The organism is Bartonella sp. CR127HXZ (assembly GCF_042194555.1).
GTDB lineage: Bacteria > Pseudomonadota > Alphaproteobacteria > Rhizobiales > Rhizobiaceae > Bartonella > Bartonella grahamii.
This window is the reverse complement of the sequence record NZ_JBHIMZ010000004.1, coordinates 94753-119774: the sequence shown is the minus strand read 5'-3', so window position 1 is coordinate 119774 and position 25022 is coordinate 94753. Positions and strand designations below refer to the sequence as shown.

22 protein-coding genes and 2 tRNA genes are annotated in these 25022 nt (G+C 35.7%); 8 read left to right on the top strand and 16 right to left on the bottom strand.

Annotation, left to right across the window (positions count from 1 at the left end; genetic code table 11):
* Positions 1-50 precede the first annotated feature (50 nt).
* A complete protein-coding gene (locus ACFIKY_RS03835; protein ID WP_375644958.1) occupies positions 51-554 on the top strand; it encodes a MerR family transcriptional regulator in 504 nt (167 codons plus the stop codon).
* A gap of 1120 nt (positions 555-1674) precedes the next feature.
* Here the strand turns inward: ACFIKY_RS03835 and thrS are convergent.
* The 3 genes from thrS to ACFIKY_RS03820 form a co-directional block, all read right to left on the bottom strand.
* Entirely contained in the window at positions 1675-3651 is a 1977-nt protein-coding gene (gene thrS, locus ACFIKY_RS03830; RefSeq protein WP_375661432.1) for a threonine--tRNA ligase, read from the bottom strand.
* 111 nt (positions 3652-3762) lie between these two features.
* The gene (yidD, locus tag ACFIKY_RS03825) at positions 3763-4113 is read right to left on the bottom strand and encodes a membrane protein insertion efficiency factor YidD (protein WP_015856444.1); all 351 of its coding nucleotides are present in this window, start codon (positions 4111-4113) and stop codon (positions 3763-3765) included.
* Positions 4114-4542 (bottom strand): iron-sulfur cluster assembly scaffold protein, encoded by a 429-nt coding sequence (locus ACFIKY_RS03820; RefSeq protein WP_375659159.1) that lies wholly within the window; start codon positions 4540-4542, stop codon positions 4114-4116.
* 125 nt (positions 4543-4667) lie between these two features.
* Here ACFIKY_RS03820 and folE point away from each other — a divergent pair, with 125 nt between their 5' ends.
* From folE to ACFIKY_RS03800, 4 genes are all read left to right on the top strand, one after another.
* A complete protein-coding gene (gene folE / locus ACFIKY_RS03815) occupies positions 4668-5288 on the top strand; it encodes a GTP cyclohydrolase I FolE (RefSeq protein WP_375636064.1) in 621 nt (206 codons plus the stop codon).
* Positions 5289-5428: 140 nt separating this feature from the next.
* Positions 5429-5513 (top strand) — tRNA-Leu (locus ACFIKY_RS03810).
* 193 nt (positions 5514-5706) lie between these two features.
* Positions 5707-6879, top strand: a complete 1173-nt coding sequence (locus ACFIKY_RS03805; RefSeq protein ID WP_375656221.1) for an alpha/beta hydrolase — start codon at positions 5707-5709, stop codon at positions 6877-6879.
* Between the two features lie 136 nt (positions 6880-7015).
* Positions 7016-7522 carry a hypothetical protein gene (locus tag ACFIKY_RS03800; RefSeq protein WP_015856440.1) on the top strand — a complete coding sequence of 169 codons (507 nt, stop codon included), beginning with the start codon at positions 7016-7018 and terminating at the stop codon, positions 7520-7522.
* A gap of 487 nt (positions 7523-8009) precedes the next feature.
* On the opposite strand, the gene ACFIKY_RS03795 is transcribed toward ACFIKY_RS03800, so the two are convergent.
* The 4 genes from ACFIKY_RS03795 to ACFIKY_RS03780 all read right to left on the bottom strand — a co-directional run bounded on the left by ACFIKY_RS03795 (position 8010) and on the right by ACFIKY_RS03780 (position 11275).
* Positions 8010-8085, bottom strand: a tRNA-Thr gene (locus tag ACFIKY_RS03795).
* Between the two features lie 204 nt (positions 8086-8289).
* Positions 8290-9648: an acetyl-CoA carboxylase biotin carboxylase subunit gene (gene accC / locus ACFIKY_RS03790; protein ID WP_375661431.1), complete on the bottom strand. Its 1359-nt coding sequence runs from the start codon at positions 9646-9648 to the stop codon at positions 8290-8292.
* Between the two features lie 14 nt (positions 9649-9662).
* Positions 9663-10160, bottom strand: coding sequence for an acetyl-CoA carboxylase biotin carboxyl carrier protein (gene accB, locus ACFIKY_RS03785; RefSeq protein WP_273787930.1), 498 nt, complete (start codon positions 10158-10160; stop codon positions 9663-9665).
* A 242-nt stretch (positions 10161-10402) separates the two neighbouring features.
* Positions 10403-11275, bottom strand: a complete 873-nt coding sequence (locus tag ACFIKY_RS03780; RefSeq protein WP_375661429.1) for a DsbA family protein — start codon at positions 11273-11275, stop codon at positions 10403-10405.
* Positions 11276-11621: 346 nt separating this feature from the next.
* On the opposite strand from ACFIKY_RS03780, the gene glpD reads away from it, so the two are divergent.
* The 3 genes from glpD to cobT all read left to right on the top strand — a co-directional run bounded on the left by glpD (position 11622) and on the right by cobT (position 16201).
* Complete coding sequence (gene glpD / locus ACFIKY_RS03775) at positions 11622-13151, top strand: glycerol-3-phosphate dehydrogenase (RefSeq protein ID WP_375661427.1); 1530 nt, start codon at positions 11622-11624, stop codon at positions 13149-13151.
* A gap of 697 nt (positions 13152-13848) precedes the next feature.
* On the top strand, positions 13849-14829 hold the full coding sequence (gene dusA / locus ACFIKY_RS03770; RefSeq protein WP_375644808.1) for a tRNA dihydrouridine(20/20a) synthase DusA: 981 nt from the start codon (positions 13849-13851) through the stop codon (positions 14827-14829).
* 385 nt (positions 14830-15214) lie between these two features.
* Positions 15215-16201: a nicotinate-nucleotide--dimethylbenzimidazole phosphoribosyltransferase gene (cobT, locus tag ACFIKY_RS03765; protein WP_375636070.1), complete on the top strand. Its 987-nt coding sequence runs from the start codon at positions 15215-15217 to the stop codon at positions 16199-16201.
* A 48-nt stretch (positions 16202-16249) separates the two neighbouring features.
* Here cobT and ACFIKY_RS03760 read toward each other — a convergent pair whose 3' ends face one another.
* From ACFIKY_RS03760 to topA, 9 genes are all read right to left on the bottom strand, one after another.
* Positions 16250-16741: an Lrp/AsnC family transcriptional regulator gene (locus ACFIKY_RS03760; RefSeq protein WP_015856433.1), complete on the bottom strand. Its 492-nt coding sequence runs from the start codon at positions 16739-16741 to the stop codon at positions 16250-16252.
* A 21-nt stretch (positions 16742-16762) separates the two neighbouring features.
* Complete coding sequence (locus ACFIKY_RS03755; RefSeq protein ID WP_375647614.1) at positions 16763-17392, bottom strand: uracil-DNA glycosylase family protein; 630 nt, start codon at positions 17390-17392, stop codon at positions 16763-16765.
* Between the two features lie 28 nt (positions 17393-17420).
* The gene (locus tag ACFIKY_RS03750) at positions 17421-17978 is read right to left on the bottom strand and encodes a thermonuclease family protein (protein ID WP_375636071.1); all 558 of its coding nucleotides are present in this window, start codon (positions 17976-17978) and stop codon (positions 17421-17423) included.
* Between the two features lie 315 nt (positions 17979-18293).
* Entirely contained in the window at positions 18294-18461 is a 168-nt protein-coding gene (gene rpmG / locus ACFIKY_RS03745) for a 50S ribosomal protein L33 (protein WP_004864083.1), read from the bottom strand.
* A 124-nt stretch (positions 18462-18585) separates the two neighbouring features.
* The gene (locus tag ACFIKY_RS03740) at positions 18586-18876 is read right to left on the bottom strand and encodes a hypothetical protein (protein WP_375636072.1); all 291 of its coding nucleotides are present in this window, start codon (positions 18874-18876) and stop codon (positions 18586-18588) included.
* Positions 18877-19183: 307 nt separating this feature from the next.
* Positions 19184-19399 (bottom strand): hypothetical protein, encoded by a 216-nt coding sequence (locus ACFIKY_RS03735; RefSeq protein WP_375636074.1) that lies wholly within the window; start codon positions 19397-19399, stop codon positions 19184-19186.
* Positions 19400-19429: 30 nt separating this feature from the next.
* The gene (locus ACFIKY_RS03730; RefSeq protein WP_375636075.1) at positions 19430-19642 is read right to left on the bottom strand and encodes a hypothetical protein; all 213 of its coding nucleotides are present in this window, start codon (positions 19640-19642) and stop codon (positions 19430-19432) included.
* 386 nt (positions 19643-20028) lie between these two features.
* Positions 20029-22305 (bottom strand): ribonuclease R, encoded by a 2277-nt coding sequence (gene rnr, locus ACFIKY_RS03725; RefSeq protein ID WP_375636076.1) that lies wholly within the window; start codon positions 22303-22305, stop codon positions 20029-20031.
* 3 nt (positions 22306-22308) lie between these two features.
* Complete coding sequence (topA, locus tag ACFIKY_RS03720; RefSeq protein ID WP_375636077.1) at positions 22309-24882, bottom strand: type I DNA topoisomerase; 2574 nt, start codon at positions 24880-24882, stop codon at positions 22309-22311.
* Between the last annotated feature and the right edge of the window lie 140 nt (positions 24883-25022).

Below are 25022 nucleotides of genomic sequence, written 5' to 3'. Positions count from 1 at the left end.
AATGAGTCATTGTAAAGTAATTTATTTTGTTTTAAATAAGGTGTTGCAAAATGGATAAAAGCTCTGATGCTTTTCGCACAATTAGCGAAGTAGCCGAGTTATTGGAGCTGCCGCAGCATGTCTTAAGATTCTGGGAAACACGTTTTAGGCAGATTAAACCAATGAAACGTGGGGGAGGAAGGCGCTATTATCGTCCGGTCGATGTTGATTTGCTCAATGGTATTAAGCAGTTATTATATGATCAGGGTTATACGATAAAAGGTGTGCAACGCCTTTTAAAAGAAAATGGTGTTGCTTTTGTGATTGCATTGGGTAATGGTGATCTTGATGCTATGAATGTAGTCATAGAGAAGAAACATGCAGGACAAACTTCTGAAAATGCTAGCAATAAGCCTAAGAAATCTTCTTTTGGGCTTTTGAGTTTCATGAGGAATGAGGAAGAAACATCTGTTGGTTCTGTGAATCTTTATAAAGATAAAACTGATAAAGCATTGTTGCAAGAAATCCTATTTGAACTCATTGAATGTAAGCGTGTTCTTGATAGAGCACGATAGCAATAATATTTTTTGTTTTATACGTGTTGCTTTTTTAGCAAAACGTGTGTTTTGAAATTGTTTTACAAATCAATATCTTGCGTCTAGCGTAGCAATGTGTTTCGTAGATATAGACGTTTTATGGGTGTGCCCAGAGTTTTATACGTTCAACGAGTAGTAATGTATCGTATGTGTATATTTAACGAGTTTTTTATAAGAATTTTTAATTTGGTAAAATATAAAGAGGGGAAAGAATAAACGCTGAGTTTTACCATTTTTCTCTGATTTGGCTTTATAAAAGCTAAGGCAATATCTCATCAGTGTAGGTTGCAGGATATAGAATGCTATTAGTTTACCAATTTATGTGCTTGTTTTAAAGAGATGTTTCCTAAGGCTCCTTGAGCTTATTTTATCATGATTCCTTGTGAATCATATAATGCTAAACCCGTGGAGTACCGCTATTTTTACACTTATGAAAGAGAAAGTCGGTATCATCATTATAGTTTAGCTTGCTCTCAATGATTGCAACAATCCTCAGCACTTGAGGCGGTTCATTGTGGGCATTTTAAAGTCCGTTCTCAATAATTTTTATTCACACACTCATTCCGCTTGTCTCGTACAAGAAAATGATTTTGATAGATGCAATATAAACATATTTAAAATGAGAGAAATCTATGATATTCGAAACCCTATTTAATATAAATAATGATATGTTATCATTATAAATCAATATATTGTCTTTTTTATAAGAGCTTATCTTACGAATAAGACATATCATTGTTTAGCTAATTTTACATATTTTTTATTAATAAATATGATCTTGTTTTCAGTCTTCTTGCTTGATGTTGCTATAATTATCGTAATGATCTATCTATGATAATAGCGCCTTCTTTTCATTATAAAGGTAAAAGATTAATGTTATTATTAATATTCAATTGTCTATGATTTTTGCATTTAAACAGCTCATAGCTTACATTCAACTTTTTCACCAATCCACCTTGTAGAGAGTGATCACGTGATTCTTTCTGGTGATAGGTAGTTGTGCATGAAACAAAATGCACTACAACATCAAATTATTTCATTTTGTATAAAAATTGAAGATTTATAGTAAAAAATTAACGTATTACCATCTTCTGTGATGTTATGTATTTATTACACGCTGCAAATCCGGAGGTGTTGCTTCATTTGAGAGTTGCTTAATCACATCTTCTACAGATAAAAGGGTTTTATTTGTACTTCCTAAGCGGCGCATATTTACGCTGTTTGTTTCAGCTTCACGTTTACCACATACCAAAATTACGGGGACTTTTTGTAAAGAATGTTCTCGTATTTTATAGTTAATTTTTTCATTGCGGAGATCTATTGTTGCGGAAAGCCCAATAGCTCTAAGTTTTGCCGTTATCTTTTGGGCATATTCATTTGCTTCGGACGTAATTGTTGCAACAACAACTTGTTCAGGAGCAAGCCAAAGTGGCATATGTCCAGCAAAATTTTCGATTAATATACCAAGAAAACGCTCCATTGATCCAAAGATAGCACGGTGTATCATAACAGGTTGACGTTTTTCTGAATCTTTATCAATATAGAATGCACCAAAACGTTCAGGGAGATTAAAGTCTATTTGTGTTGTTCCACATTGCCATTCACGACCGATAGCATCCTTTAATGTATATTCAAATTTTGGACCATAAAATGCTCCTTCACCTGGAAGGATGCTTGTTTTGATTTGTCCTGCAAATTTTGTTTCAATCGTTTTAAGGACAGATTCCATGATACTTTCTGCATGATCCCATAATGCATCAGACCCAACTCGTTTTTCTGGACGTGTTGAAAGCTTAAGACTGATTTCTTTAAAACCAAAATCAGCATAAGTTGATAAAATAAGATCATTAATACTGAGACATTCATCGGCTAATTGTTCATCAGTACAAAAAATATGCGCATCATCTTGCGTAAAACCACGCACACGCATAAGACCATGTAAAGAGCCCGAAGGCTCATAACGATGAACAAGTCCAAATTCAGCAAGTCTAATAGGCAAATCACGATAAGATTTTAAACCATGTTTAAAAATTTGCACATGACCAGGGCAATTCATTGGTTTAAGGGCATAAACATTCCCATGATCTGAATTTTCTGCTGCTGGAATTACTTTGAACATATTCTCCTTATACCAGCCCCAATGGCCAGATATTTCCCAGAGTGACCTATCCAGAACTTGTGGTGCATTAACTTCAGCGTATTGATGATCATCAAGGCGTCTACGCATATAGTTGATCAAATTTTGGAACATTTTCCAACCTTTTTTGTGCCAAAAAATCATTCCTGGCCCTTCTTCTTGAAAATGAAATAAGTCCATTTCACGTCCCAAGCGGCGATGATCACGTTTTTCAGCTTCTTCTAGCATATGGAGGTAGGCTTTTAAGTCATTTTCATTTGCAAATGCTGTTCCATAAATTCTTGTGAGCATTGGATTATTGGCATCGCCACGCCAATAAGCTCCTGCGACTTTCATTAATTTGAAAGCAGTTCCAATTTGCCCTGTAGATTGCATGTGCGGTCCGCGGCAAAGATCAAACCATTTTCCTTGATAATAAATTTTTAAATCTTGATTTTCAGGAATGCTATCAATAAGTTCAACTTTATAAAATTCCTTTTTCTCAGAAAAAATTTTTCTGGCTTTTTCACGAGACCAAATTTCTTTTCTAAAAGGTTTATTGCGTTGGATAATTTCACGCATTTTCTTTTCAATGATGGTGAGATCATCTAATGTAAAAGGTTGTTGGCGTGCAAAATCATAATAGAATCCATTTTCAATGACAGGACCTATTGTTACTTGCGTTTCAGGAAAGAGTTCTTGCACTGCTTCCGCAAGGACATGGGCGCAATCATGCCTTATGAGCTCAAGAGCACGTGAATCTTCTCGGGTAATAATCTCTACTTGACCAGATTGTTCCAATGGATCCGATAAGTCTCGCGTGATACCATCAAGACTATAGGCGACTGCTTTTTTTGCGAGTGATTTAGAAATGGATTCTGCTAATTCCAAACCAGTCATTTCGGGGGGGTAATTACGTTTTGAACCATCAGGAAAAGAAAGAGAAACAGAGCAAGACATAAAAACACCCTTTTAATCCAATTCCGCTAACGATTGCGGATGGTTTCGTGAAAATTGAGTAAAAAGTTTATAGACTAATTTTTTATCAATACATACGAAAAAAGAAAAGGATTATTTGTTGTGTTTGTCAGAAATTCTCCAGTAACGCCAAGGTTTATAAAAACAGCAAGAATTTCCAAGAGAAATAGGTACTGGATCAAAGCCATCTGTTCCAAAGGGCCCACAACGTATGATACGAAAGAGTCCCATCCATGCACCAGCCCAAAGCCCATGACGTGCAATCGCTTCATATGTATATTCTGAACAAGTTGGGGCATGGCGACATTGATTGCCTATAAGACTTGAAAGTGTTATTTGATAGAAACGTATTAAGAAAATACCCAATAATCGTCCAGGTGTTTTTTGCCAAGTGCCTGTGTAATTTCGAGTCAATTTTTTTTGTCGAGATTGTGATTTGAACATTTATTTTTCTTCAATTTTTTGAATGCAGTCTATCGTTGCATCAAAGGGTAGTAGTGTTGCTGCATGGCGCACTTTATAGTCTTTAATGGGCTGTAAGCAAGAAAAATCCTCAAATGGAGCTTGAGGAGAAGGACCATTTTGCGTTAGCATTTGATAAATAACTTCACGCAATATTTTAAGATCTTGTGTTGTTTGTCCGATGATATGAGATGCTAAAAGTGAAGCCGATGCTTGCCCTAGCACACATGCGTGTATTTCATGGGCAAAATCCGTAACAATACCATTTTCCACTTTTAAATCTACAGTGATTGTCGAACCACAAAGGTGTGCATGTTTTCTTGATGTTGCATCAGGATTATTAAGACGCCCAATTTTGTCTATATGTGCAGCATATTCAAGTATTTTATCATTATAGATATTATCAATCATGCGCTATTACCTGAAATTTTGAGAGTCGTGATTGTTTAAACTTTTAATTCGCTTATATAGAGATTATACAAAATGAAATAGGTATGGAGCAAATGCTTTGTATAGAGTAAGCTTGGAGTTTTTGAATGCGTAATGTTGTTAAAGAAGACGCGAAGGATTCTTTTTTATCTGAAGAAAAGCGTCCGAGTATTGAAGAGGTGGAAGAAGCGATTCGTACATTACTCTTATGGATAGGAGAAAATCCAAATAGAGAAGGGCTTTTAGATACTCCAAGACGTATAGCCAAGGCATATCGCGAGCTTTTTAGTGGTTATAGTCAATCGGTTAAAGAAATCTTAGGTACAGTTTTTGAAGAGGTTTCAGGATACAATGAAGCCGTAATCGTAAAAAATATACCTTTTTATTCACACTGTGAGCATCATATGATCCCAATTATTGGGAAAGCACATATAGCATATCTTCCTAATGACAAAATTGTTGGCCTTTCAAAAATTGTACGTGTTGTAGATATTTTTTCTCGTCGTTTACAAACACAAGAAGCTATGACAGCGCAAGTGGCTCACGCGTTAAAAACGTATCTGAAGCCTCATGGTGTAGCAGTATTGATTGAGGCTGAGCACATGTGTATGGCTATGAGAGGAATCCAAAAACAGGGCTCTACAACAATTACAAAAAACTTTCATGGTTATTATGAAAAAGATCAAGCTGCACAAGCACATTTTATGATGATGATTCAAAGATCGTAGTAAAGTCCATATTTTTAGTAATCTCTATTAAGTTATAAATTGTCCGGATAAAAAATAAATTATGAGAAAGAGAAAATTGGCTTGTACCTTTCTTTATGATTTGTTAAAGGCTAAAAACCAAAATGTTTTTCTTCCCACGTGCGGTCGTGGCGGAATTGGTAGACGCGCAGCGTTGAGGTCGCTGTGGGGCAACCCGTGGAAGTTCGAGTCTTCTCGACCGCACCAGTTAGCAGTGAGTCTCTCTGTAATGAGATGAAGTTATGTAGAGAGAGGGGATTTACGGGCATTATAGAAAAATCTTTTTTGTATGTTATTTGTTGATGTGTTGCTAATAATGTTTCATTTTTTATTACTTTATCTGTGCATTTGAAATGTTATATTTTTATAGGGTGGGGGTGAAGTTGCAGTGAGAAGTATAATGATTTTGAGATATTTAACACTTCTTATTTGTATTTCTTTATTGTCAGCATGTAGTGATTCACGCGCTGTGCTTTGGCATGGAGTGCATGCAACTCCTTCTATGACTGCAGTAGAAAGGGAAGTTGAAGGGAACCCGATTTCTCCAAAAGCCATCATTCCAGTGTATGTTGCAACAAGTCGTATGATGCAAAATAATTACGCTCAACCTTATGGTGCAGAGCGATCAAATAAAGTACATTACAATCGCGTTGACGTAGGAATTCCTCAGCAACATATAAAGGGAGTTGTTGAAATAAATGCGTATAAACCTACGCATGATAAGTATTTTGCAGCAGTTGCATTGCAAAAATACGATAATAAAGAACAGTTTAAACAGCAATTAAATGCTGCTTTAGAAAAAAAGCCAAAAGGAAAAAGAGAAATTTTTCTTTTTATCCATGGGTATAATAATAATTTTGCAGACGGTACATTTCGTACAGCACAGTTTACACACGATTATTCTTTAAATGTTGTCGCTGTGCATTATTCTTGGCCTTCTGCCGGATCTGTTCCTCTTTATATTTATGATCGTGACAGTGCTAATTTTGCCCGTGACGGATTGATAGAGCTTTTAACACTTATTAGTGAAACCAATGCTGATCAGATTTCGGTTATTGCGCATTCTATGGGCAATTTTGTTATAATGGAATCATTTAGAACTTTAGCCTTACAGAAAAAATATAAGCCTATTCGTCGTATTACAAGTTTATTAATGGCGGCACCAGACATTGATGTTGATGTATTTGAGCGCCAACTTAATGATATAAAAAAACTTCCGCAGCCAACAGCTATTTTAGTATCTAGAGCGGATAAAGCTCTCGCGGTTTCAGGACGTCTTACGGGTGGACATCATCGTGTGGGCGATGGCTCAGATATTGAAATGTTGCGTAAAAATGGAATAGCTGTTCTTGATTTCTCTCATGTGGATGGGGGAGCACACAATGTCTTTGCATCTTCGCCAACGTTGATGGCTCTTTCTCGGGAAGGTTCTTTGGCTTCCACAATTATGCAAGGTACAGAATTGTCGCCTAGTCAAGCCCTTCTTGCTGACGGTAGTAGTGTGTTGGAGAAAACAACACATCTTATCCTTTATACACCTGTACGTTTTCTCTCTCCACGGATTCCACGTTGATAGTGAAAAGAGAGAAGGGGACATCGAATAATGCATTGGAGGTAATATTTTTTAGCACTTTCTTTAGAATGGCTTTGTAAAATGAAAAATAAATAGCGGGATGAATGTAAAAAAACAGTCATTAGGTGAGTTTGTGATGATTGCACGGAAACGCTATGTTAATACGCCTACAGTTGTTGATTATTTATCTCATTCCGCAATTAAGTTGTTAGATATTCATGCTATGCTTGTGAAGGTGAGAAAAGGTGATATGGGGGAAAAACCAAATTTATTGCGTCAAATTGATTCTACAAAAAAACAGTTAGATGAGATAAGCCATGCTCTTATTTTAGAATATCGTAAACGCCAAGAAAATGAGCGTTTTTTAAAACAAATTCTGCTATCCATTTCCGATCAACTTTTTGCACTTAACAATGGTTTTAAGGAAACAGGACGTCTTTTTTTTCAAGAAGTTAGAATACTTCAATCTCAGATGCAATGTTTATATGAGGGAAAGGAGAGGCTGCATTTGTTGAATAGCCAAGAATCTTTTTGTTCTCCATCAAAGATTGATGAAGTCATTAAACAGTTACAGAAAGCACGAGAAAAGCTTATTCTTGAAAGCCCACATCTCTTTGAAAAAAGCACAAAAGCTAAACAATAAAAGTTCTTTTAGTTGAGCAGATAGATAACTTGAATTTTACAGTAAAAAACGCTGTTAGATAGAAGGCTATAATCTTTTAAAAGAAAAGAATTTGTTTTAATAAATGAAACACATGTATTTTATAATCACACTCTTTACCGTGTTAAAGCTTTAAAAGACTTTGGTTATATCTTTGGTAAAGTTAAGGCTGATGCATTAGGTGGCTTTATTGAAGAAAATATTTGTGTAAAGAAACTTTACAAAAAACTTTCTGATTCTTTTAATAACGGCTCACTGGATAATTTTGCCAATGTTATGGAGTTGTTAGTATATTCATTAGAAACTTAAACTCTAATATTTTCCTTGGTAGGAATTGGCTGAATTTAAAGCATTAAAAAAGAAATTTGATAAAAATAACACGTTTTTTAAATTCACACCCAGCTCTATCTTCTTCTGAATTTAAAAAGGATCGGAAAATGAATAAGCTACACGTAATTAAAAAATCATATGGTGCCCCCAGAGAGACTCGAACTCCCGACCCCCTGATTACAAATCAGGTGCTCTACCAACTGAGCTATAAGGGCGTAACCACGTAGGAGTTAGCACAAACTCGCAAAAAGGAAAACAGAAAATTATCAAATTTTGTACATATTAAAAGAAAACTGTATAACAAATAAAAAACAACCAATCTATTTCCTCTTTTACCACTTTTTACAGCAAGGTTGGAATTATCCTTATGTTGATATCTTATAGAATCTTTTATAGGAATTCACCATTTTGCTATCGAATTACGAATCTGAAGACTTTGATTGATGAGCAAGGTATTTTTCTAGCCAGTGAATATTATAATTACCATCAGCAACATCTTGATTATTAATAAGATCGCGAAAAAGAGGTAGTGTAGTTTTTATCCCATCGACGACAAATTCATCTAAAGCACGCCGTAAACGCATCATACATTCTAAACGGGTACGTCCATGAACAATCAGCTTTCCAATCATACTATCATAATAAGGAGGGATACGATAACCTGAATAAGCACCTGAATCAACACGAATCCCTAAACCTCCAGGTGTATGAAAATGTGTAATGGTTCCAGGTGATGGCGTAAAGTTAATAGGATCTTCTGCATTAATACGGCATTCAATGGCATGACCAGAAAAACAGACATCATCTTGTGTCACTGAAAGCTTGCAGCCTGATGCAATATGGATTTGTTCATGGACTAAATCTATACCCGTAATTTCTTCAGTTACAGGATGTTCGACTTGTAAACGCGTATTCATTTCAATAAAATAAAATTCACCATTTTCATAAAGAAATTCAACAGTACCAGCTCCACGATATCCAAGTTGGGCACAGGCATTTGCAACAATACTGCCAATTTTTTTCCGTTCAGATTCGTTAAGTGCAGGTGATGTAGCTTCTTCCCATACTTTTTGATGCCGTCGTTGAAGTGAACAATCGCGTTCTCCTAAATGAATAGCATTTCCCGCACCATCACCTATGACTTGAATTTCAATATGACGGGGTTTTTCTAAATATTTCTCTATGTAAACAGCGTCATCACCAAAAGCAGCTTTCGCTTCTGAACGCGTTGTTTTGAGAGCTATAGAAAATTCTTGTTCAGAATGAACGACTTTCATACCACGTCCACCACCACCGGCAGAAGCTTTGATAATAACTGGATAACCAATTTCACGAGCAGTGCGTAAAGCATCTGATTCTTCAGTGACTGCTCCATCTGAACCGGGAACTACAGGAATACCAAGTTTTTTAGCGGTTTTCTTTGCTTCGATTTTATCGCCCATGATTCGGATATGAGTAGCTGTTGGACCGATGAATGTAATATCATGGGCTTCTAGAACATCTGCAAATTTTGCATTTTCAGAAAGAAAGCCATAACCTGGATGAACAGCATCAGCTCCTGTAATTTCACAAGCAGCAATAATTTGCTGAATACTCAAATAAGAATCGCGAGCAGGAGGAGGTCCAATACAAACGCTTTCGTCAGCAAGACGAACATGCATTGCATCTGCATCAGCGGTAGAGTGAACAGCCACGGTTTTTATGCCAAGTTCTTTACATGCACGCAAAACGCGAAGAGCAATTTCTCCCCGATTAGCAATGAGTATTTTTTGAATCATGGTTGCCCCTCGCTTTATTCAACAATAATAAGTGGTTCACCAAATTCAACAGGTTGGCCATCTTTGACAAGAACAGTGGTTACCGTGCCTGAGCGTGGTGATGAAATTTGATTCATTGTTTTCATGGCTTCAATAATAAGTAATGTCTCCCCTTCAGAAACATTTTGTCCTACTTCTACAAAAGGTTGCGCGCCTGGTGAAGGTGCAAGATAAGCTGTTCCAACCATCGGAGAGGTTATTGTGTTTTTTGATTTATCTTCTTGGATAGATTGTATAGGAGATTCAGTTGTTGGGACTGGAGAAGATGTTACAGAAAAAGTAGGAGTAGAAACAGGAGCATAGATGGCTTGCTCAGAAGAAGTTAAGGTATTTTGACGTGAGACACAAATACGAAGCTCCCCTTGTTCAACTTCAATGTTCGTTAAATTGGTATCATTCAAAATTTCAGCAAGATCACGAATAATTTTCGTATCAATTGCGGTTTTTGCCGAATCCATTTTTTTTGTTGCCATTTTATTTCTAACTCCTTGATCAATGAAGATCGTCATTATCTCATTTTATGACTGCATATCTCTAGATTAGGGATGATATCTTTTGAGGCTTTAAAGATTTTTATTTCCTTTAAATCATTATACTTTGCAATTTAAAACTCGTATCTGCTTTACGCAAAATTGCACTTATAAGCCTGTTATCAAAAAAGAGAAAGCATAAAATTACCTCATTTACAGTATTCTTCCTAAAACTGATCAGGTATTCACCGTGTGTTGTCTATCGCTTGTTTTAGAGTATCTTGTCTGGCTGCGCCAATGAATATTTTATTACCAATAATGTAAGAAGGTGTTCCCGTAATATGAAGTTTAGAGGCAATTTGGATATTTTCTTTAAAAGCGTTTTGTAGAGTGGGATCTTTTATTGCATTACGTAGTTTTTTTTCATCTGCTCCTAATGAAACAGCTACTTTAATAGCTTTAGCTTCATTTGCGCGGCCCTGATACATTAAAAGCGTTTTGTGAAACTGAGGATATTTCTCTGGAAATTGTTTTCGAAATACGTAGGCAACAGTATGGGCTGCCATAGAATCAGAGCTTAAAATTGGTAAATCCTTAATAATAATCTTTAAATCTGGATATTCTTTTATCAAGTCTTCTATATGTGAATAGGAACTTTTACAATATCCACAGTTGTAATCAAAAAAATTGACAAGCACTTTTTTACCATTTTGGTTTCCAAAAACGGCGTCATGAGGAGAATGAAAAATTTCTTTTTCTAATAAATGGATGACAGAAGTTTGTATTTTGTTTTCGTATTCGTTCTGTTTTTCCAGCTTATCTTGAAGAATAAGCTGCATTTCAATCAGAACTTCTGGATGAGTAAGAAGGTACTCTCTGACAATTTGTTGAATATGATGAGAATCATTATATGGTATCATTTTTTCTTTAAGCTTAGATAAAAAGCTAGAATCTTCCAAAAGTTGTGTTTTAAGCTTTTCTAAGCTTAAATGATTTGCTGTTTTTGAGTGTGATGTTGCGTTTGATAAAGAAGGTAAAAAGATTAAAATACTCGACATAACTGGGACTAAAATTTTTGAAAGAGGTGTTATTTTCGAATTTTGAGAGTGATGAGTCATCTGTATACCTTCACATTTCCTAGCGTGTCATTGAGTGAACTATATGAAAAGCGTTATCTATGTGCAATAAAGCATTTAGCTATAGTGTGTATTTAAGAATGAGAAAAAACATCAATTTTTCTCTAAAAAGACTTCATATGATGAACCTTGGCTTGGCAAGGATTATTTTTTGTAAAAGATAAAAAAATTCTCTTTAATTTGTCAAATGTTGTTTTGATGTGTAAGGGTATCAAAAGCTTTTTGTGCGTGTATATTTTAGGAAAAAGTACGTTGATAATACAATGAAGAACACCTGTATTATTTTTTTCCTATTGCTTTATTGAGTACTGAGAAACAAAACTAAATAATGAAAAGTGAAATTATGAAAACCACAACACATTATGAGCTGTTTATCATTGGGGGAGGGATAAACGGGTGTGGATTGGCAAGAGATGCAGCAGGACGCGGATTTAAAGTGGGATTGGCTGAAATGAACGATCTTGCATCTGGGACCTCAAGTGCGTCAACAAAGCTTATTCATGGTGGGCTTCGTTATCTTGAACACTATGAGTTCAAACTTGTTCGTGAAGCATTGAAAGAACGCGAGATCATTTTACGTATGGCTCCACATATTGTGCGTCCTTTGCGTTTTCTTCTTCCCTATCATAAAGAATTGCGTCCTGCTTGGATGTTGCGTTTTGGACTTTTTATTTATGATTATTTAGGGAATTGGAATCAGAAATTGTGGCGCAGTAAAACGATTAATTTTTCAAAAAAATTTTGCTCTACACTGAAGAAAGAATATCAGAGAGGTTTTGAATATTCTGATGCAAGAGTAGACGATGCGCGTTTAGTTATTGGCAATGCTCGTGATGCAGAAAAGTGGGGAGCTGATATAAAAGTACGAACAGAAGTTCTCTCTTTAAAAAAAGAAGGCAATAAATGGCGTATCGTTCTTCAAGACAAGTTAAGTAGTAAAGAATATAGTGTCACAGCTTCTTATGTCGCGAATATGACAGGACCTTGGATTGATCATGTTTTAGCAAACATATTAGACTGTAAAGAACATCCACCAGTACGACTTGTTAGAGGTTCTCATATTTTGGTTCCCAAGCTTTATACTCATGATCGTGCTTATATTTTTCAAAATGGTGATGGGCGTATTATATTTGCTATTCCGTATCAAGAAGAATTTACCTTGCTTGGAACAACAGATTGTAATTATCAAGGAGATCCGGCTGACGTTCATATTACTGATACAGAAATTGATTACATTTGTGCAGCAGCCAGTGAATATTTCATACAACCAGTGTTACCTGAAACAATTGTCTGGTCTTACTCTGGAGTTCGTCCACTCTATGATGATGGAGCTTCAAAAGCACAAGAAATTACGCGCGATTATGTTTTAAAAGAAATGGGAACAGGAACAACACCAAAGATTCTTAATCTTTACGGAGGAAAGATTACAACTTATCGTAAGTTGGCTGAAGATGCGATGAAATTTGTTGAAAAAGCGCTTGGTAAAAAGGGAGCATCATGGACAGCTAAAACAGTACTTCCAGGGGGTGATTTTCCCTATAATCAATTAGATATAATCGAAAATAAGATTGCTCTTTTGATGCCAGATTTAGATGCTTTTACACATCGCAGGCTTGCACGCTCCTATGGTACGGAAGCATTAGTGATATTTGAACATGGTGAGGCAAATAGAGGAAAAGATTTTGGACATGGGCTTTATGAAGTAGAAGTAAAATGGTTGATGGAAAAAGAATGGGCTAAAGCATGTGAAGATGTGTTATGGCGTCGTTCAAAACTTGGTCTCCTATTTAATGAACAAGAGGTTGACATTCTTTCTTCCTATATGCAAAGCAAACAAGAGATTGAACAACGTTTATGATCATTTCATTTTACAAATTTTATCTGCAATATTGTAAAATATTTTCCTTCAAGAGATACTGATGTCAATCATACATATTAAAAAGACAATGATTGTCTATGCCCTAATTTTAGTTTTTTTGCAAGAATCATAAAATGGTAAAATTAGATAAAACATTTAGGATGGAATTTATCTATCTTATAAAGTGAAATCCAAGAATATTACCAAGAATAACTCATTGAGAAAAAATGATTTATAATTAGATTCGTGTGAAATAAGGATTTTTGTTCTTTCTTGAGGAGAAGATAAAAGTACTTTCTGTAGCGTTTATTTGCACAATAAGTTAAAAAAATCTAAAGAAAATTAAATCTATTATGAAAAATTGTACAATGTTTTAGTTTATCGTTTATTATCTTAAACGCTGCGCTAAATCATGTAAGGATAGAGGCTTGATGAGCGTAAGAAGAAATTGTAAATGAGTTTTTTATATTATAGTGAAAAATTTTTTCATGTTTATATACCTGAACGATAATCTATAAGAAATGCCATATTGTGTTTTATCATGATTGATTGTAGTAAATCGTTATATCAATTGAAGATAATGGGCTGTTATTATACTCATGATAGTATAAGGGAATAAAAATTTCCGTAAACTAAAAGTAAGTATTTTTCTATGTATAAAGAGAGAGAGCTATAGGGATATGAGAGTAATACCCTCATGATATTTTACAACCTTCCATCGCCTGTAAAATTTGCAGTAGCACCAATGTTGGATTGGACAGACCGACATTGCAGGTTTTTTTATCGTCTTTTAACGAAAAAAGCACTCCTTTATACGGAAATGATGGTAGCAGATTCTGTCATTCATGGTGTTCGCAAACAATTGTTGGCTTTTAGCGATAAAGAACGCCCAGTTGCATTACAATTAGGGGGGGCAGATCCGAAAAAGTTAGCAGAAGCTGCACGAATTGCTGAAGATTTTGGCTACAACGAAATAAATCTCAATGTCGGTTGCCCATCAAATCGTGTTCAAGCTGGTGTCTTTGGGGCTTGTTTGATGCTACATCCAGACATTGTGGCAAATGCCGTGGAAGCGATGAAACGAGAGGTTACTATACCAGTAACTGTCAAATGTCGGATTGGAGTGGACGAACAAGATGAAGAGTTAGCGTTAGATCTTTTGGCTAATCAGGTTTGGAATGCTGGATGTGATGCGCTCTGGATACATGCACGCAAGGCATGGCTACAAGGATTGAGTCCGAAAGAAAATCGCAATATTCCGCCCCTTAATTATGAAAGGGTTTATAAATTAAAACGTAAATATCCTCATAAATTCATTGGGATAAATGGTGGAATTAAATCGATTGATGAGATCAAAGAACACTTAACTTTCTGTGATGCTGTCATGCTTGGTCGCCAAGTTTATCATGATCCAGCTTTGTTAAAACATATTGATTTTGAACTCTATGATGAGGCGCAAAATAATCTGAGTGAGAGTGATCTTATTGAGGTTATGTGTGATTATGCGGCTCGACATATTGCATCGGGAGGGCGGCTTTCTCATGTGACGCGTCACATGATTGGTTTATTTCATGGGCGGGGTGGGGCACGTCGATGGAGGCAAATATTATCAAATGACGCAACAAAACCAAATGCAGATATATGTATTTTAAAAGAAGCTTTTTATGCTCTCATTTAATAACAGCCTGACAATTAACATATGTTAAAATTGAGATCCTTTGTGTTTTGATTTCTTTATGATCATTTTGATCCCTTCGATTTTATAAGTTTCTGAAAATTTGCAACTTTTGTTATAGAAGGAATGTTAGAATTTATATATTAAACAACATGCTGATTGCTCCTATTTAATAGAGAAATAGGTTAAGAGCATAATGTAAAAATAGTAATAACATATTGATAATATTTTAAATCTTTCATGTTCGTTATTTGATTAGAAAATAGAAATCATTGCTTTCATAATATTTAACGTTTTTTAAGCACTGTTTAAAAAAACAATAAATTATTCATATCCTGTATATATGACGTGATTTTCATAAACATTGTAGATTTTAAAAGGTATCCTTATGACCGCTAGTCCATTTGATGATTTTCGTGCTTTGCTTACAAATTTACCTGTTGCTGATGAGTTTTCTATAATCTTGGCAAAAAAACGGCAAAAAAACTTAACAAAAGAGCAAGGAACATTGGGAAAACTGGGAGATATTGCTGTTTGGTATGCGGGATGGAGGGGCACAGAAAAACCTATCGTAACGCGACCTTTGGTCGCTATTTTTTCTGGAAACCATGGTATAGTAGAAGAAAATGTTACACCATTTCCACAATCGATGACACAAAAGATGGTGCAAAATTTTGCATCTGGTGGAGCTGCTATTAATCAAATTTGTATTGCTTATGATCTTGGATTAAAAATATTTGATTTAGCATTGGAATATCCAACAATGAATATTACGAAGGATGCTGCAATGGATGAGCGGAGTGCAGCTGCTACAATGGCATTTGGAATGGAATCCATTGCGGGTGGGACAGATCTTTTATGTATTGGAGAAATGGGAATTGGAAACACAACAATAGCTTCAGCTTTATGCTTAGCATTGTTTGGAGGAGAAGTGGAAGAATGGACAGAAAATGGTAAGGAATCAGAAGGTGATTTTTATCAGCGTAAAATCGCAGCGGTCAATACAGCTATTTCTTTGCATAAGGATTATTTTAATGATCCTTTTGAGATAATGCGTCGCTTAGGAGGACGTGAAATTGCTGCTATGGTTGGTGCTATTTTAGCAGCAAGAATAGAAAAAATACCCGTGATTTTAGACGGTTTTGTGGCAACAGCAGCTGCTGCGGTCCTTTATAAAATGCATCCAAAAGCTCTTGATCATACCCTTGTTGGACATGTTTCTTCTGAGGCAGCTCATCGTAAACTTTTAAAAAAAATTGGCAAAGAACCACTTCTTGATTTGGGGATGCGTCTTGGTGAAGGGACAGGAGCAGCTATGGCAGCTGGTATTGTCAAAGCTGCTGTTTTAACACATGCACAAACGGTGGTTTTTTAACAAGAAAGTTTGAATGCCTAAAAGATAATGAGACGATATAAAAAACTCTTAAGAGTTTTGTTCATGCGTCTTGTCGTGTAATTTAATATAATTAAGTGGAAGTTCCGTTGTATATTTAATCTGTTCCATTGCGAAAGAAGATGAGACATCACGGATGTCAATTTTAGAAATTAATTTTTTATAAAAAAGATCATAAGCTTCAATATTGGGCACAACAACACGCAATAAATAGTCAATATCTCCGCTCATTCGATAAAATTCAATGACTTCACGGAATTCTTGCACAATTTTTGAAAAACGCTTAAACCATTCATGGCTATGTGTGTTTGTGCGAATAGACACAAAAACAGTGACATGCGCATTTACTTTTTCTGGAGAAAGAACGGCAACACGACGCTGAATGACACCATCTTCTTCAAGTTTTTGAATTCTACGCCAGCAAGGAGTGGTCGAAAGTCCCACTTTTTTAGCAATATCAGCAACAGAAAGTGTCGCATTTTCTTGCAAAAGATGTAAAATTTTTCGGTCAAGACGATCCATATTTTTTCTCAATATTTTAATTTATAAAAATTTACGCACTAAACGACGCAGATATACAATAAGCTCATCGTTAAACCATGGGTTTTTCTGTAACCAAGAAGTATTTCGCCATGATGGATGAGGCAAAGGCATAACATTATAGCCTTGAGGTTGGGGGATGGAAAGAATATTTCTCCAATCACTAACGGTTGCTGAAACAGTTTTATGTTTTAATTCTGTAATATGCCACTTTTGCGCATAACTGCCAATAGCAAGAACAAGCTTTATTTGAGGCATCGCTTGGAATATCTTTTCATGCCATATTTCTCGACATTCACGCCTTGGTGGTAAATCAGCTTTATTGTTGTCATAACCTGGAAAACAAAATCCCATAGGAACAATAGCAAAAAGAGATTTGTTATAAAATTCTTCTTTCGTTACCCCCAGCCAATCACGCAGCCTTTTGCCAGAGTGATCATTAAAAGGGATAGAAGTTTCATGGACACGCAATCCTGGTGCTTGTCCTGCAATTGCAATCGAAGCCGTATCGGATAAATAAACGACGGGATTTGGTTCGTGAGGAAGAGGAGGAAAATAATGTGGTTGTTGGATACAAACACGACAGGAATAGATTTTTTTTTCAAGTTTGATAATCTGTTTACATCGTTTCATTGGTCAATGAAATTAAAAAATATTTTTCTTATTCAGTGCGAGGATTTGTTTTGCGCCATTCTCGCGGTCGTTGAAAACTTGATGCCCATATTCCTTTTTTTTTCTTTCTAGCTTCTTGTTCTTCTTTAGGGTATTCATAATAACTTACAGCCCAACCATTATGTACAAGCGTTGCATTGATATTGCTAACTTGTTTTGTTTTACATGTTGCAAGAACACGACGGTATTGATCTATTTTATGCCAGTGACATGTAACAGTTTGATTGTCTAGTAGTTGTTCTAAATATTTTTTAGCCTCAAGTCCACAAGGGTAGCGTTCCTTCTTTTTTCCACAAAATTGGTGGAGTTCAGGAGCATCAATTCCAACCAGTCGAATCTTAATTGAAGAAATCATGATAGAATCGCCATCAATGATTACTGCATTTCCTTTAACAGAGTTTTGAGAAGAAAATTTTTCTTTTTGAGGCAACGGCTGATTCTGCTTAAAATAAATTGACATAAAAACAAGAATGCTAGCTGCAACAAAAATATTGAAACCAGTGATTTTTTTTAAGCTTCTTAGATTAAAATGAGAATTTTTTTTCATGAAACCAAGAAACTGCTAACATTATTATAACGCACTCTATTTTAGTATTGCTTATAATTCGTCCGAGAAATTTTATTCATATGACGAAACAATGTTTCGTTTTAATGACAAAATTTTCGTTAGATATCACAATAATCAAATATTCATGTAGAATATATGTAAGCAACTTAAATAATAAATCAACTTATTCAAAACCGTACAAAACATACAAATTTTAAAGTAAACTTTTTAAACTTAAGGAAACAAAAAAACGCCCCTCAAAAAATAACTTTGAAGAGCAATATCCCCACATTTCTTTTGGAGTATAACATCTATTTATTTAATTTTTGTTTCTTTAAATTCAACGTGCTTTTTTACAACTGGATCATATTTACGCTTGCTCATTTTATCTGTCATTGTACGGCTGTTTTTCTTTGTTACATAGAAAAAACCGGTATCTGCAGTTGATAAAAGCTTGATCTTAATGGTTGCTGCTTTAGCCATAATGTAAGAACCCTATTTATACTGAAAAAATATTATTTTGCTATCAAAACCTATTTCTGATGTCATCAGATTCTCCAGCAACACTACGGATGTTCTCAAAAAAGTCAAGAGCTGATTAATTTTCTCATAAGTTGGACAAACACCAAAGTGATATATAAACTAAAAAAACAGCCATAGCTATTGAAAAACCGAAAGGATTAAAGATATCCATGGATTTTCCGATAAAGGTCGGCCCGATAAGCATACCAATTCTATAGCAAAAAATAAAAGCAGAATTAGCAGTAGCTAGTTCTTGTCCCTTGAGACGTGCCCCTAGATGTGCAAGGCCGATTGTATAAAGGCTCGCTGATACACCACCAAGAAGGAACAGATCAAGCATCAGAATCCATGGATATTGAATGATCCATGGTACCATGAAAGTTCCCAAAAAACCTAAGATAGCGCAACTTATCAGCGGATAGCGTCGATCTTTGGCATAATCGCTTATATACTCCTAATGCTGATAGGAATTAAGAGGAAAACATTTCCGAGCACAAGGGTTGCCATAAAGTGTGCTGCTTCATTCTCATTATAACCAATGGATAAACTAAAGGGTGTAATAAGAGTTAATGCGCCCATTTGAATAGCACCGTAAACAAGTACTGCCATCATTGCGCTTGGAACGTGAAAAAGATAACGAAAAAATGGTGTATATTGGCTTTTTTGAAATTCTGGACTTAATTTCAAGCGGCAAGAATTGGGATAGCAGCCAATATAATAAGACTATAACCAACAGCAAAAGGAATAAAACCTTGTGTTCCCACTTTTGCTAATAGCATTGGACCTACCGCAAACCCTAATCCTAGGACAATAGCATAAATGGAAAGAACAAAACCACGTCTTTTAGGGGGAGCATAACTGTTGATCCAAAACTCTGATAGGATAAACATAACTGTCATAGTAAAATGTAATATAAACCTTAAAATGAACTAAATCCATATGGATTCAAAAAAATAGAATCCTAAAAAACTTAAAGATCCTATGGCCATCATAAATAATATCGTTTTAGAAATGCCTAAGCATAAGGCGATTCGAGAAGTAAAAATAGCTGCAACAATTGTGGCAAATCCACCAACAGTTCCACTATAGCCGATCATACTATTGGAAATACCTTTCTCTGCCATAAGAAGAGAGAGAGACAAGTTGTGTTCCTATTCCCAATGCTGTTCCAACGGTGCCAATAGTTACAATAGCTACAATAATTGCACGCAAAGAATTGTTTTGAGAGTCAAAAGCTTTTTTTTCATGAGAATGGCTTAAGGTACTTTTGTTGATTTAAACAATAAAAAGATGAGCTGAAATGAAAGGGAGACCAAACTATTCTTTGCAGTTTTTCTCATTCCCTGAGTATAAAAAACTGCAAGATTTTTATGTGGTTATTATAGAGATAACAATAAAATTCATCCTCTTGTATACTAAAAAAAGAAGATTGTACACGTTATATAATATAAATATTATATAAGTCATTTCTTAACTTGAAGTTATTATTTTTTATTATTCATATTCTATTTAATGGAGGACAAGAAGCTTAATTTTTTCTTTTCCCATAAAAGGTATGCTTTTGTTTTTTTAATTTGTTTTTATGGTAGGATGTCGGTGAAAATTTTATTGGACGAGGTTTTGTTAAGAGTTCAAAGCATAAAGCGCCAGCAAAAGGTTGTACCGTTATAAGTTTTACTTCTACAACATCACTGAGCTGATAGCCTTTATGGCTACGCTGTCCTACAAGAACATGTTGTGCTTCATCAAAATGATAATAATCATTTTTAAGTGTAGAAATATGGACAAAACCATCTGTATTGAGTTTATCAAGTGAGATAAAAAGACCTGCTTTTGTCACTCCGGAAATGCGACCTGTAAAAATACGGCCGATTTTATTCGTTAAATAGTGAGCAACAAGCCGATCAATAGTTTCCCTTTCAGCCATCATTGCACGGCGCTCGTATAAAGAAATTTGCGTAGCAATTTCTGCAAGATTTTGTTCTTGTGTATCTGTTAATTGATCATTTCCTAATTTCAGCGTTTTAATGAGTGCTCGATGAATAATAAGATCAGCATAACGACGGATGGGGGATGTAAAATGTGTATAGTTATGTAGGTTTAAACCAAAGTGGCCGATATTTTTTGGATTATACTCAGCTTGAGATTGTGAGCGCAGAATAACTTGGTTGATCAATTCTTTTTGTGGTGTATTCGTCACTTTTGCCAGAATGCTATTAAGGCGCGCTGAGGTAAGTTCGCTTCCGCGGGAGAGTGGTATCCCCAAACTTTGAAGAAAGCTCCGAAGTATTTCTTGCTTAGCAAGAGAAGGTTTTTCATGAATACGATAAATGAGGGGCTGGTGATGTTGTTTTAATGTTTCAGAAGCTGCAATATTGGCTTGTATCATAAACTCTTCAATTAAACGATGCGCTTCTAATTGTGTTTCACTCACAACATCTTTTATGCATCCATTTTGATCAAGAATAATCTTTTTTTCTGCAATTTCTAACTCTAGTGGTTGGCGACGATTTCGCGCAGCTTTAAGGCATGCATAGGCTTCCCATAAGGGTTGCAAAATGCTCTCAAAAAGAGCGGCTGTTTTTTCATTTATATTCCCTTCAATTGCCAATTGTACTTCTTGATAAGAAAGTTTGGCTCTTACACGAATCATAGTACGATGAAAACTATGTTTTCGTTTATTACCGTTTGCATCAAAAATCATACGAACGGCTAAAGCTGGTCTTTCTTTTCCTTCACGCAGAGAACATAAATCATGAGAAAGGCGTTCAGGTAACATTGGCACAACGGTATCGGGAAAATAAACAGAATTTCCGCGTTTCAATGCTTCTTTATCTAATGCGCTTCCTGTTTTGATATAGTAAGAAACATCTGCAATGGCCACAATAATAATCCAACCATCATTATTTGCTGGGTCCTTATCCTTGGTTGCATAAACTGCATCATCATGGTCTTTTGCATCTGGTGGATCAATTGTAATAAATGGTAATTGTCGCCAATCTTCACGATTATCCATATTGGCAGCTTTGATATGTTTGACTTGCTCAAGAACACTTTCAGGAAAAATATAAGGAATTCCTTTCGAAAGAAGCGCTATCATTGAGAGTGTTTTTTCACTCTTAATATGCCCTAAAACATTCTTTATTTTTGCGCTCTTTAATCCGTAACCAGTATTTTTTTTAATTTCGACTTCAACGAGATCACCAATTTCAATCTTCATTTCTGGAGACATTTCAACAATGAGTTCACTGGTTTTGCGGTCTATAGGATCAAGGCGCCATTGATTATTTTCAAATTTTCGTACAACAGCAAATGCGCTTTTGGGAGATACATCAATTTTACGAATAATTCGTCCCATATAAGGGGGGCTTGAGCTTTCAGAATTTTTATTTCGAAAAACTTTTACAAGAATATGATCTCCAACACCAATGCTACTTCCTTTTATGTGATGAAAAGAGTGTATTTCAATATTGGGCTTTGGAGAATCTTCCCATTCAAGAGGTTGTGCAATAAAACTCCCATCTTTATCACGTCCGCTAATTTTTACTAAAGTAACAGGAGGTAATTTTCCTTTGTTTATTGCTCTTTTGCGTTGTTTAGAGATAGGATTTTGATCCTTTAACTCACGTAATATATCTCTAAGCCAAATACGGGAATCGCCTTTTAAGTTAAAAGCTTTGGCGATTTCTCGTTTACTTGAGTGGTTAGGATTCTCATTTATAAAGAAAAGGATTTCTTCCTTATCGGGAAAATTTTTCCCCTTGAATGAAGAGAGATATTTTATGTTTTTTTCACCTTTAGCCAAAATTTATGTCTCTTTTATTTTTGCTTTTGTTTTAGAAGAAGCTCTTTTTGAAGTTGTTTTTTTACTCGATGCTTTAGCCGATATAAGTTCTAATGCCTCTGGCAGTGTTACACTAATGGGATCTTTATCTTTTGGCAATGTTGCATTAATTTTACCCCAATTAACATAAGGACCATAACGCCCGTTGCGCACGGTAATGGTTCCTCCTTCGGGATGCTCTCCTAATGTTGCCAATGCTGCAGGTGTTGTTCTGCTTTGCTTGGTTTTGTTTTCTTGTTGCTCTGCCAATACTGTAACAGCGCGATTGATACCAATATCAAAAACTTCATCTGCATGAAGAAGGCGCGCAGATTTTCCGTTATGGCTAAGATAGGGACCATATCGTCCAATCGTAGCTGTGATTGTTTTTCCAGTTTCAGGATGAATGCCAATTTCACGGGGAAGGGATAGTAAGGCCAAGGCTTTATCAAGGGTTACGTTTTCTGCCTGCCATTCTTTTGGTAGTCCTGCACGCTTAACTTCTTTGCTTTCACCAAGTTGAATATAGGGACCAAACCGACCATTACGAAGAGAGATATCTTTTCCTGTTTCAGGGTCAATACCAAGGATAACAGGTTCATCATTGCGCACAGCTTCATTCTCTTCTCCAGTATCTGTACCGAGTTGGCGTGTGTACTTACATTCGGGATAATTAGAACAGCCAACAAAAGCACCATAACGACCGAGTTTTAATGATAATTGACCATTTTTACAAAGAGGACAGGAACGCACATCACTTCCATCTTCACGTTTAGGAAAGGCGAGAGGTGCTAATGTTACATTTAAAACATCAAGAACATTGGTTATACGGAGTTCTTGGATATTGCTAATAGATGCATTAAATCCATCCCAAAAATCTCGCAATACGTCTTTCCAAGAAAGTTTTCCATCAGAGATAAGATCCAGCTTTTCTTCAAGATCTGCTGTGAAACCATATTCTACATAGCGATTAAAAAAATTTTCAAGAAAGGCTGTAACAATACGTCCCTTAGCATCGGGAATAAGCTTTCGTTTATCAATTACAATATATCCACGGTCACACAATGTCGCCAATGTGGAGGCATAAGTTGAAGGACGACCAATTCCTAACTCCTCAAGCTTTTTAATTAATGAAGCTTCAGAATAACGAGAAGGGGGCTCTGTGGTATGCTGTGCAGATTCAACTTTTTCTTTTGTAAGTGCTTCACCAGTGTTTATTTGTGGTAAACGTGTTGTTTCATTTTCTTCATTATTTTCTTCGTCTCGTTGATCGGTGTAGACGGAAATAAAGCCATCAAAGCGAATAACAGATCCTGTTGCTCGTAGATTTGCACGGTTTTCTCCTTGCTGTGCTTCAATTTCAACAGTTGTGCGTTCAATTTCAGCAGAACGCATTTGGCTGGCAATAGCACGCTTCCATATCAGCTCATAGAGCTTTGCTTGATCGCTATCAAGAAAATTACGGACTTGACTAGGATTGCGTTGAAAATCTGTTGGACGGATCGCTTCGTGTGCTTCCTGTGCATTTTTTGCCTTTGTTGAATAAAAACGTGGTTTTTCAGGAATATAGTCTTTACCGAAAGTTTCATGAATAACTTTTCGTGCTGAATCTATAGCCTCTGGTGCTATTTGCACACCATCGGTACGCATATAAGTAATAAGCCCTGCCGTTTCACCATTAATTTCAATGCCTTCATAAAGCTTTTGGGCAATTTGCATAGTGCGAGAAGCTGAAAATCCTAATTTTGAAGAAGCTGCTTGTTGTAGTGTGGAGGTTGTAAATGGAGGAAGAGGATTTCTCTTTGTAGGTTTTGCTTCAACACTGAGTGTATGATATTGGGCTTTCTCCAACATAAAGCGAATTTGGTCTGCTTGTTCTTGAGATTGAATATCAAGCTTGCCTATTTTTCTTTGATTAAACATTGTCAATCTTGCTTGGAAACTATCATTTCGGATGGTTTTTAACTGTGTTGTAACGGACCAATAATCTTCTTTGATAAAATGTTCTATTTCTGATTCACGATCACAAATAATACGCAAAGCAACCGATTGAACGCGTCCTGCTGAACGTGCACCAGGGAGTTTTCGCCATAAAACAGGTGAAAGTGTAAAACCAACGAGATAATCAAGTGCGCGACGTGCAAGATAAGCATCTACAAGTGATGTATCAATATCACGTGGATTGTTCATAGCATCAAGCACAGACTTTTTTGTGATGGCATTGAAGACAACTCTTTTAATAGGTTTATCTTTTAAAACTTTTTTTTGACGAAGAACATCCAGAATATGCCATGAAATAGCCTCCCCTTCACGATCAGGGTCTGTTGCTAATATAAGGCTATCGGCTTCTTTAACGGCTTTTGCTATTTCATTTAAACGTTTAGCGGCAGAAGAATCTATATCCCATTTCATAGAAAAATCTTGATCCGGTAAAACAGAACCATCTTTTGCAGGTAAATCACGAACATGTCCAAATGATGCGACAACTTTGTATTGAGACCCAAGATATTTATTAATTGTTTTTGCTTTTGCTGGAGATTCAACGATAACGATATTCATAATTTTACCCAAATATTGAAATAAAAAACTTTTTTATAAACGCCTTTTACGCGAATAGCTAATGACAATTGCTTAAGAGCACATAAAAAAATATTAGCCATATAAAAAACATGAATATTGTACAACTTATGATTGTTATT

Bases quoted from the DNA above. Each gene is read 5' to 3' on its own strand.
- accB (WP_273787930.1), bottom strand. From the start codon at position 10,160: ATGGCAACAAAAAAAATGGATTCGGCAAAAACCGCAATTGATACGAAA.
- dusA (WP_375644808.1), top strand. From the start codon at position 13,849: ATGATATTTTACAACCTTCCATCGCCTGTAAAATTTGCAGTAGCACCA.
- thrS (WP_375661432.1), bottom strand. From the start codon at position 3,651: ATGTCTTGCTCTGTTTCTCTTTCTTTTCCTGATGGTTCAAAACGTAAT.
- ACFIKY_RS03805 (WP_375656221.1), top strand. From the start codon at position 5,707: ATGATTTTGAGATATTTAACACTTCTTATTTGTATTTCTTTATTGTCA.
- ACFIKY_RS03755 (WP_375647614.1), bottom strand. From the start codon at position 17,392: ATGAAACGATGTAAACAGATTATCAAACTTGAAAAAAAAATCTATTCC.
- accC (WP_375661431.1), bottom strand. From the start codon at position 9,648: ATGATTCAAAAAATACTCATTGCTAATCGGGGAGAAATTGCTCTTCGC.
- ACFIKY_RS03740 (WP_375636072.1), bottom strand. From the start codon at position 18,876: ATGGTACCATGGATCATTCAATATCCATGGATTCTGATGCTTGATCTG.
- ACFIKY_RS03800 (WP_015856440.1), top strand. From the start codon at position 7,016: ATGATTGCACGGAAACGCTATGTTAATACGCCTACAGTTGTTGATTAT.
- ACFIKY_RS03820 (WP_375659159.1), bottom strand. From the start codon at position 4,542: ATGATTGATAATATCTATAATGATAAAATACTTGAATATGCTGCACAT.
- ACFIKY_RS03760 (WP_015856433.1), bottom strand. From the start codon at position 16,741: ATGGATCGTCTTGACCGAAAAATTTTACATCTTTTGCAAGAAAATGCG.
- ACFIKY_RS03780 (WP_375661429.1), bottom strand. From the start codon at position 11,275: ATGACTCATCACTCTCAAAATTCGAAAATAACACCTCTTTCAAAAATT.
- yidD (WP_015856444.1), bottom strand. From the start codon at position 4,113: ATGTTCAAATCACAATCTCGACAAAAAAAATTGACTCGAAATTACACA.
- ACFIKY_RS03735 (WP_375636074.1), bottom strand. From the start codon at position 19,399: ATGACAGTTATGTTTATCCTATCAGAGTTTTGGATCAACAGTTATGCT.
- ACFIKY_RS03750 (WP_375636071.1), bottom strand. From the start codon at position 17,978: ATGAAAAAAAATTCTCATTTTAATCTAAGAAGCTTAAAAAAAATCACT.
- folE (WP_375636064.1), top strand. From the start codon at position 4,668: ATGCGTAATGTTGTTAAAGAAGACGCGAAGGATTCTTTTTTATCTGAA.
- ACFIKY_RS03835 (WP_375644958.1), top strand. From the start codon at position 51: ATGGATAAAAGCTCTGATGCTTTTCGCACAATTAGCGAAGTAGCCGAG.
- topA (WP_375636077.1), bottom strand. From the start codon at position 24,882: ATGAATATCGTTATCGTTGAATCTCCAGCAAAAGCAAAAACAATTAAT.
- cobT (WP_375636070.1), top strand. From the start codon at position 15,215: ATGACCGCTAGTCCATTTGATGATTTTCGTGCTTTGCTTACAAATTTA.
- rpmG (WP_004864083.1), bottom strand. From the start codon at position 18,461: ATGGCTAAAGCAGCAACCATTAAGATCAAGCTTTTATCAACTGCAGAT.
- glpD (WP_375661427.1), top strand. From the start codon at position 11,622: ATGAAAAGTGAAATTATGAAAACCACAACACATTATGAGCTGTTTATC.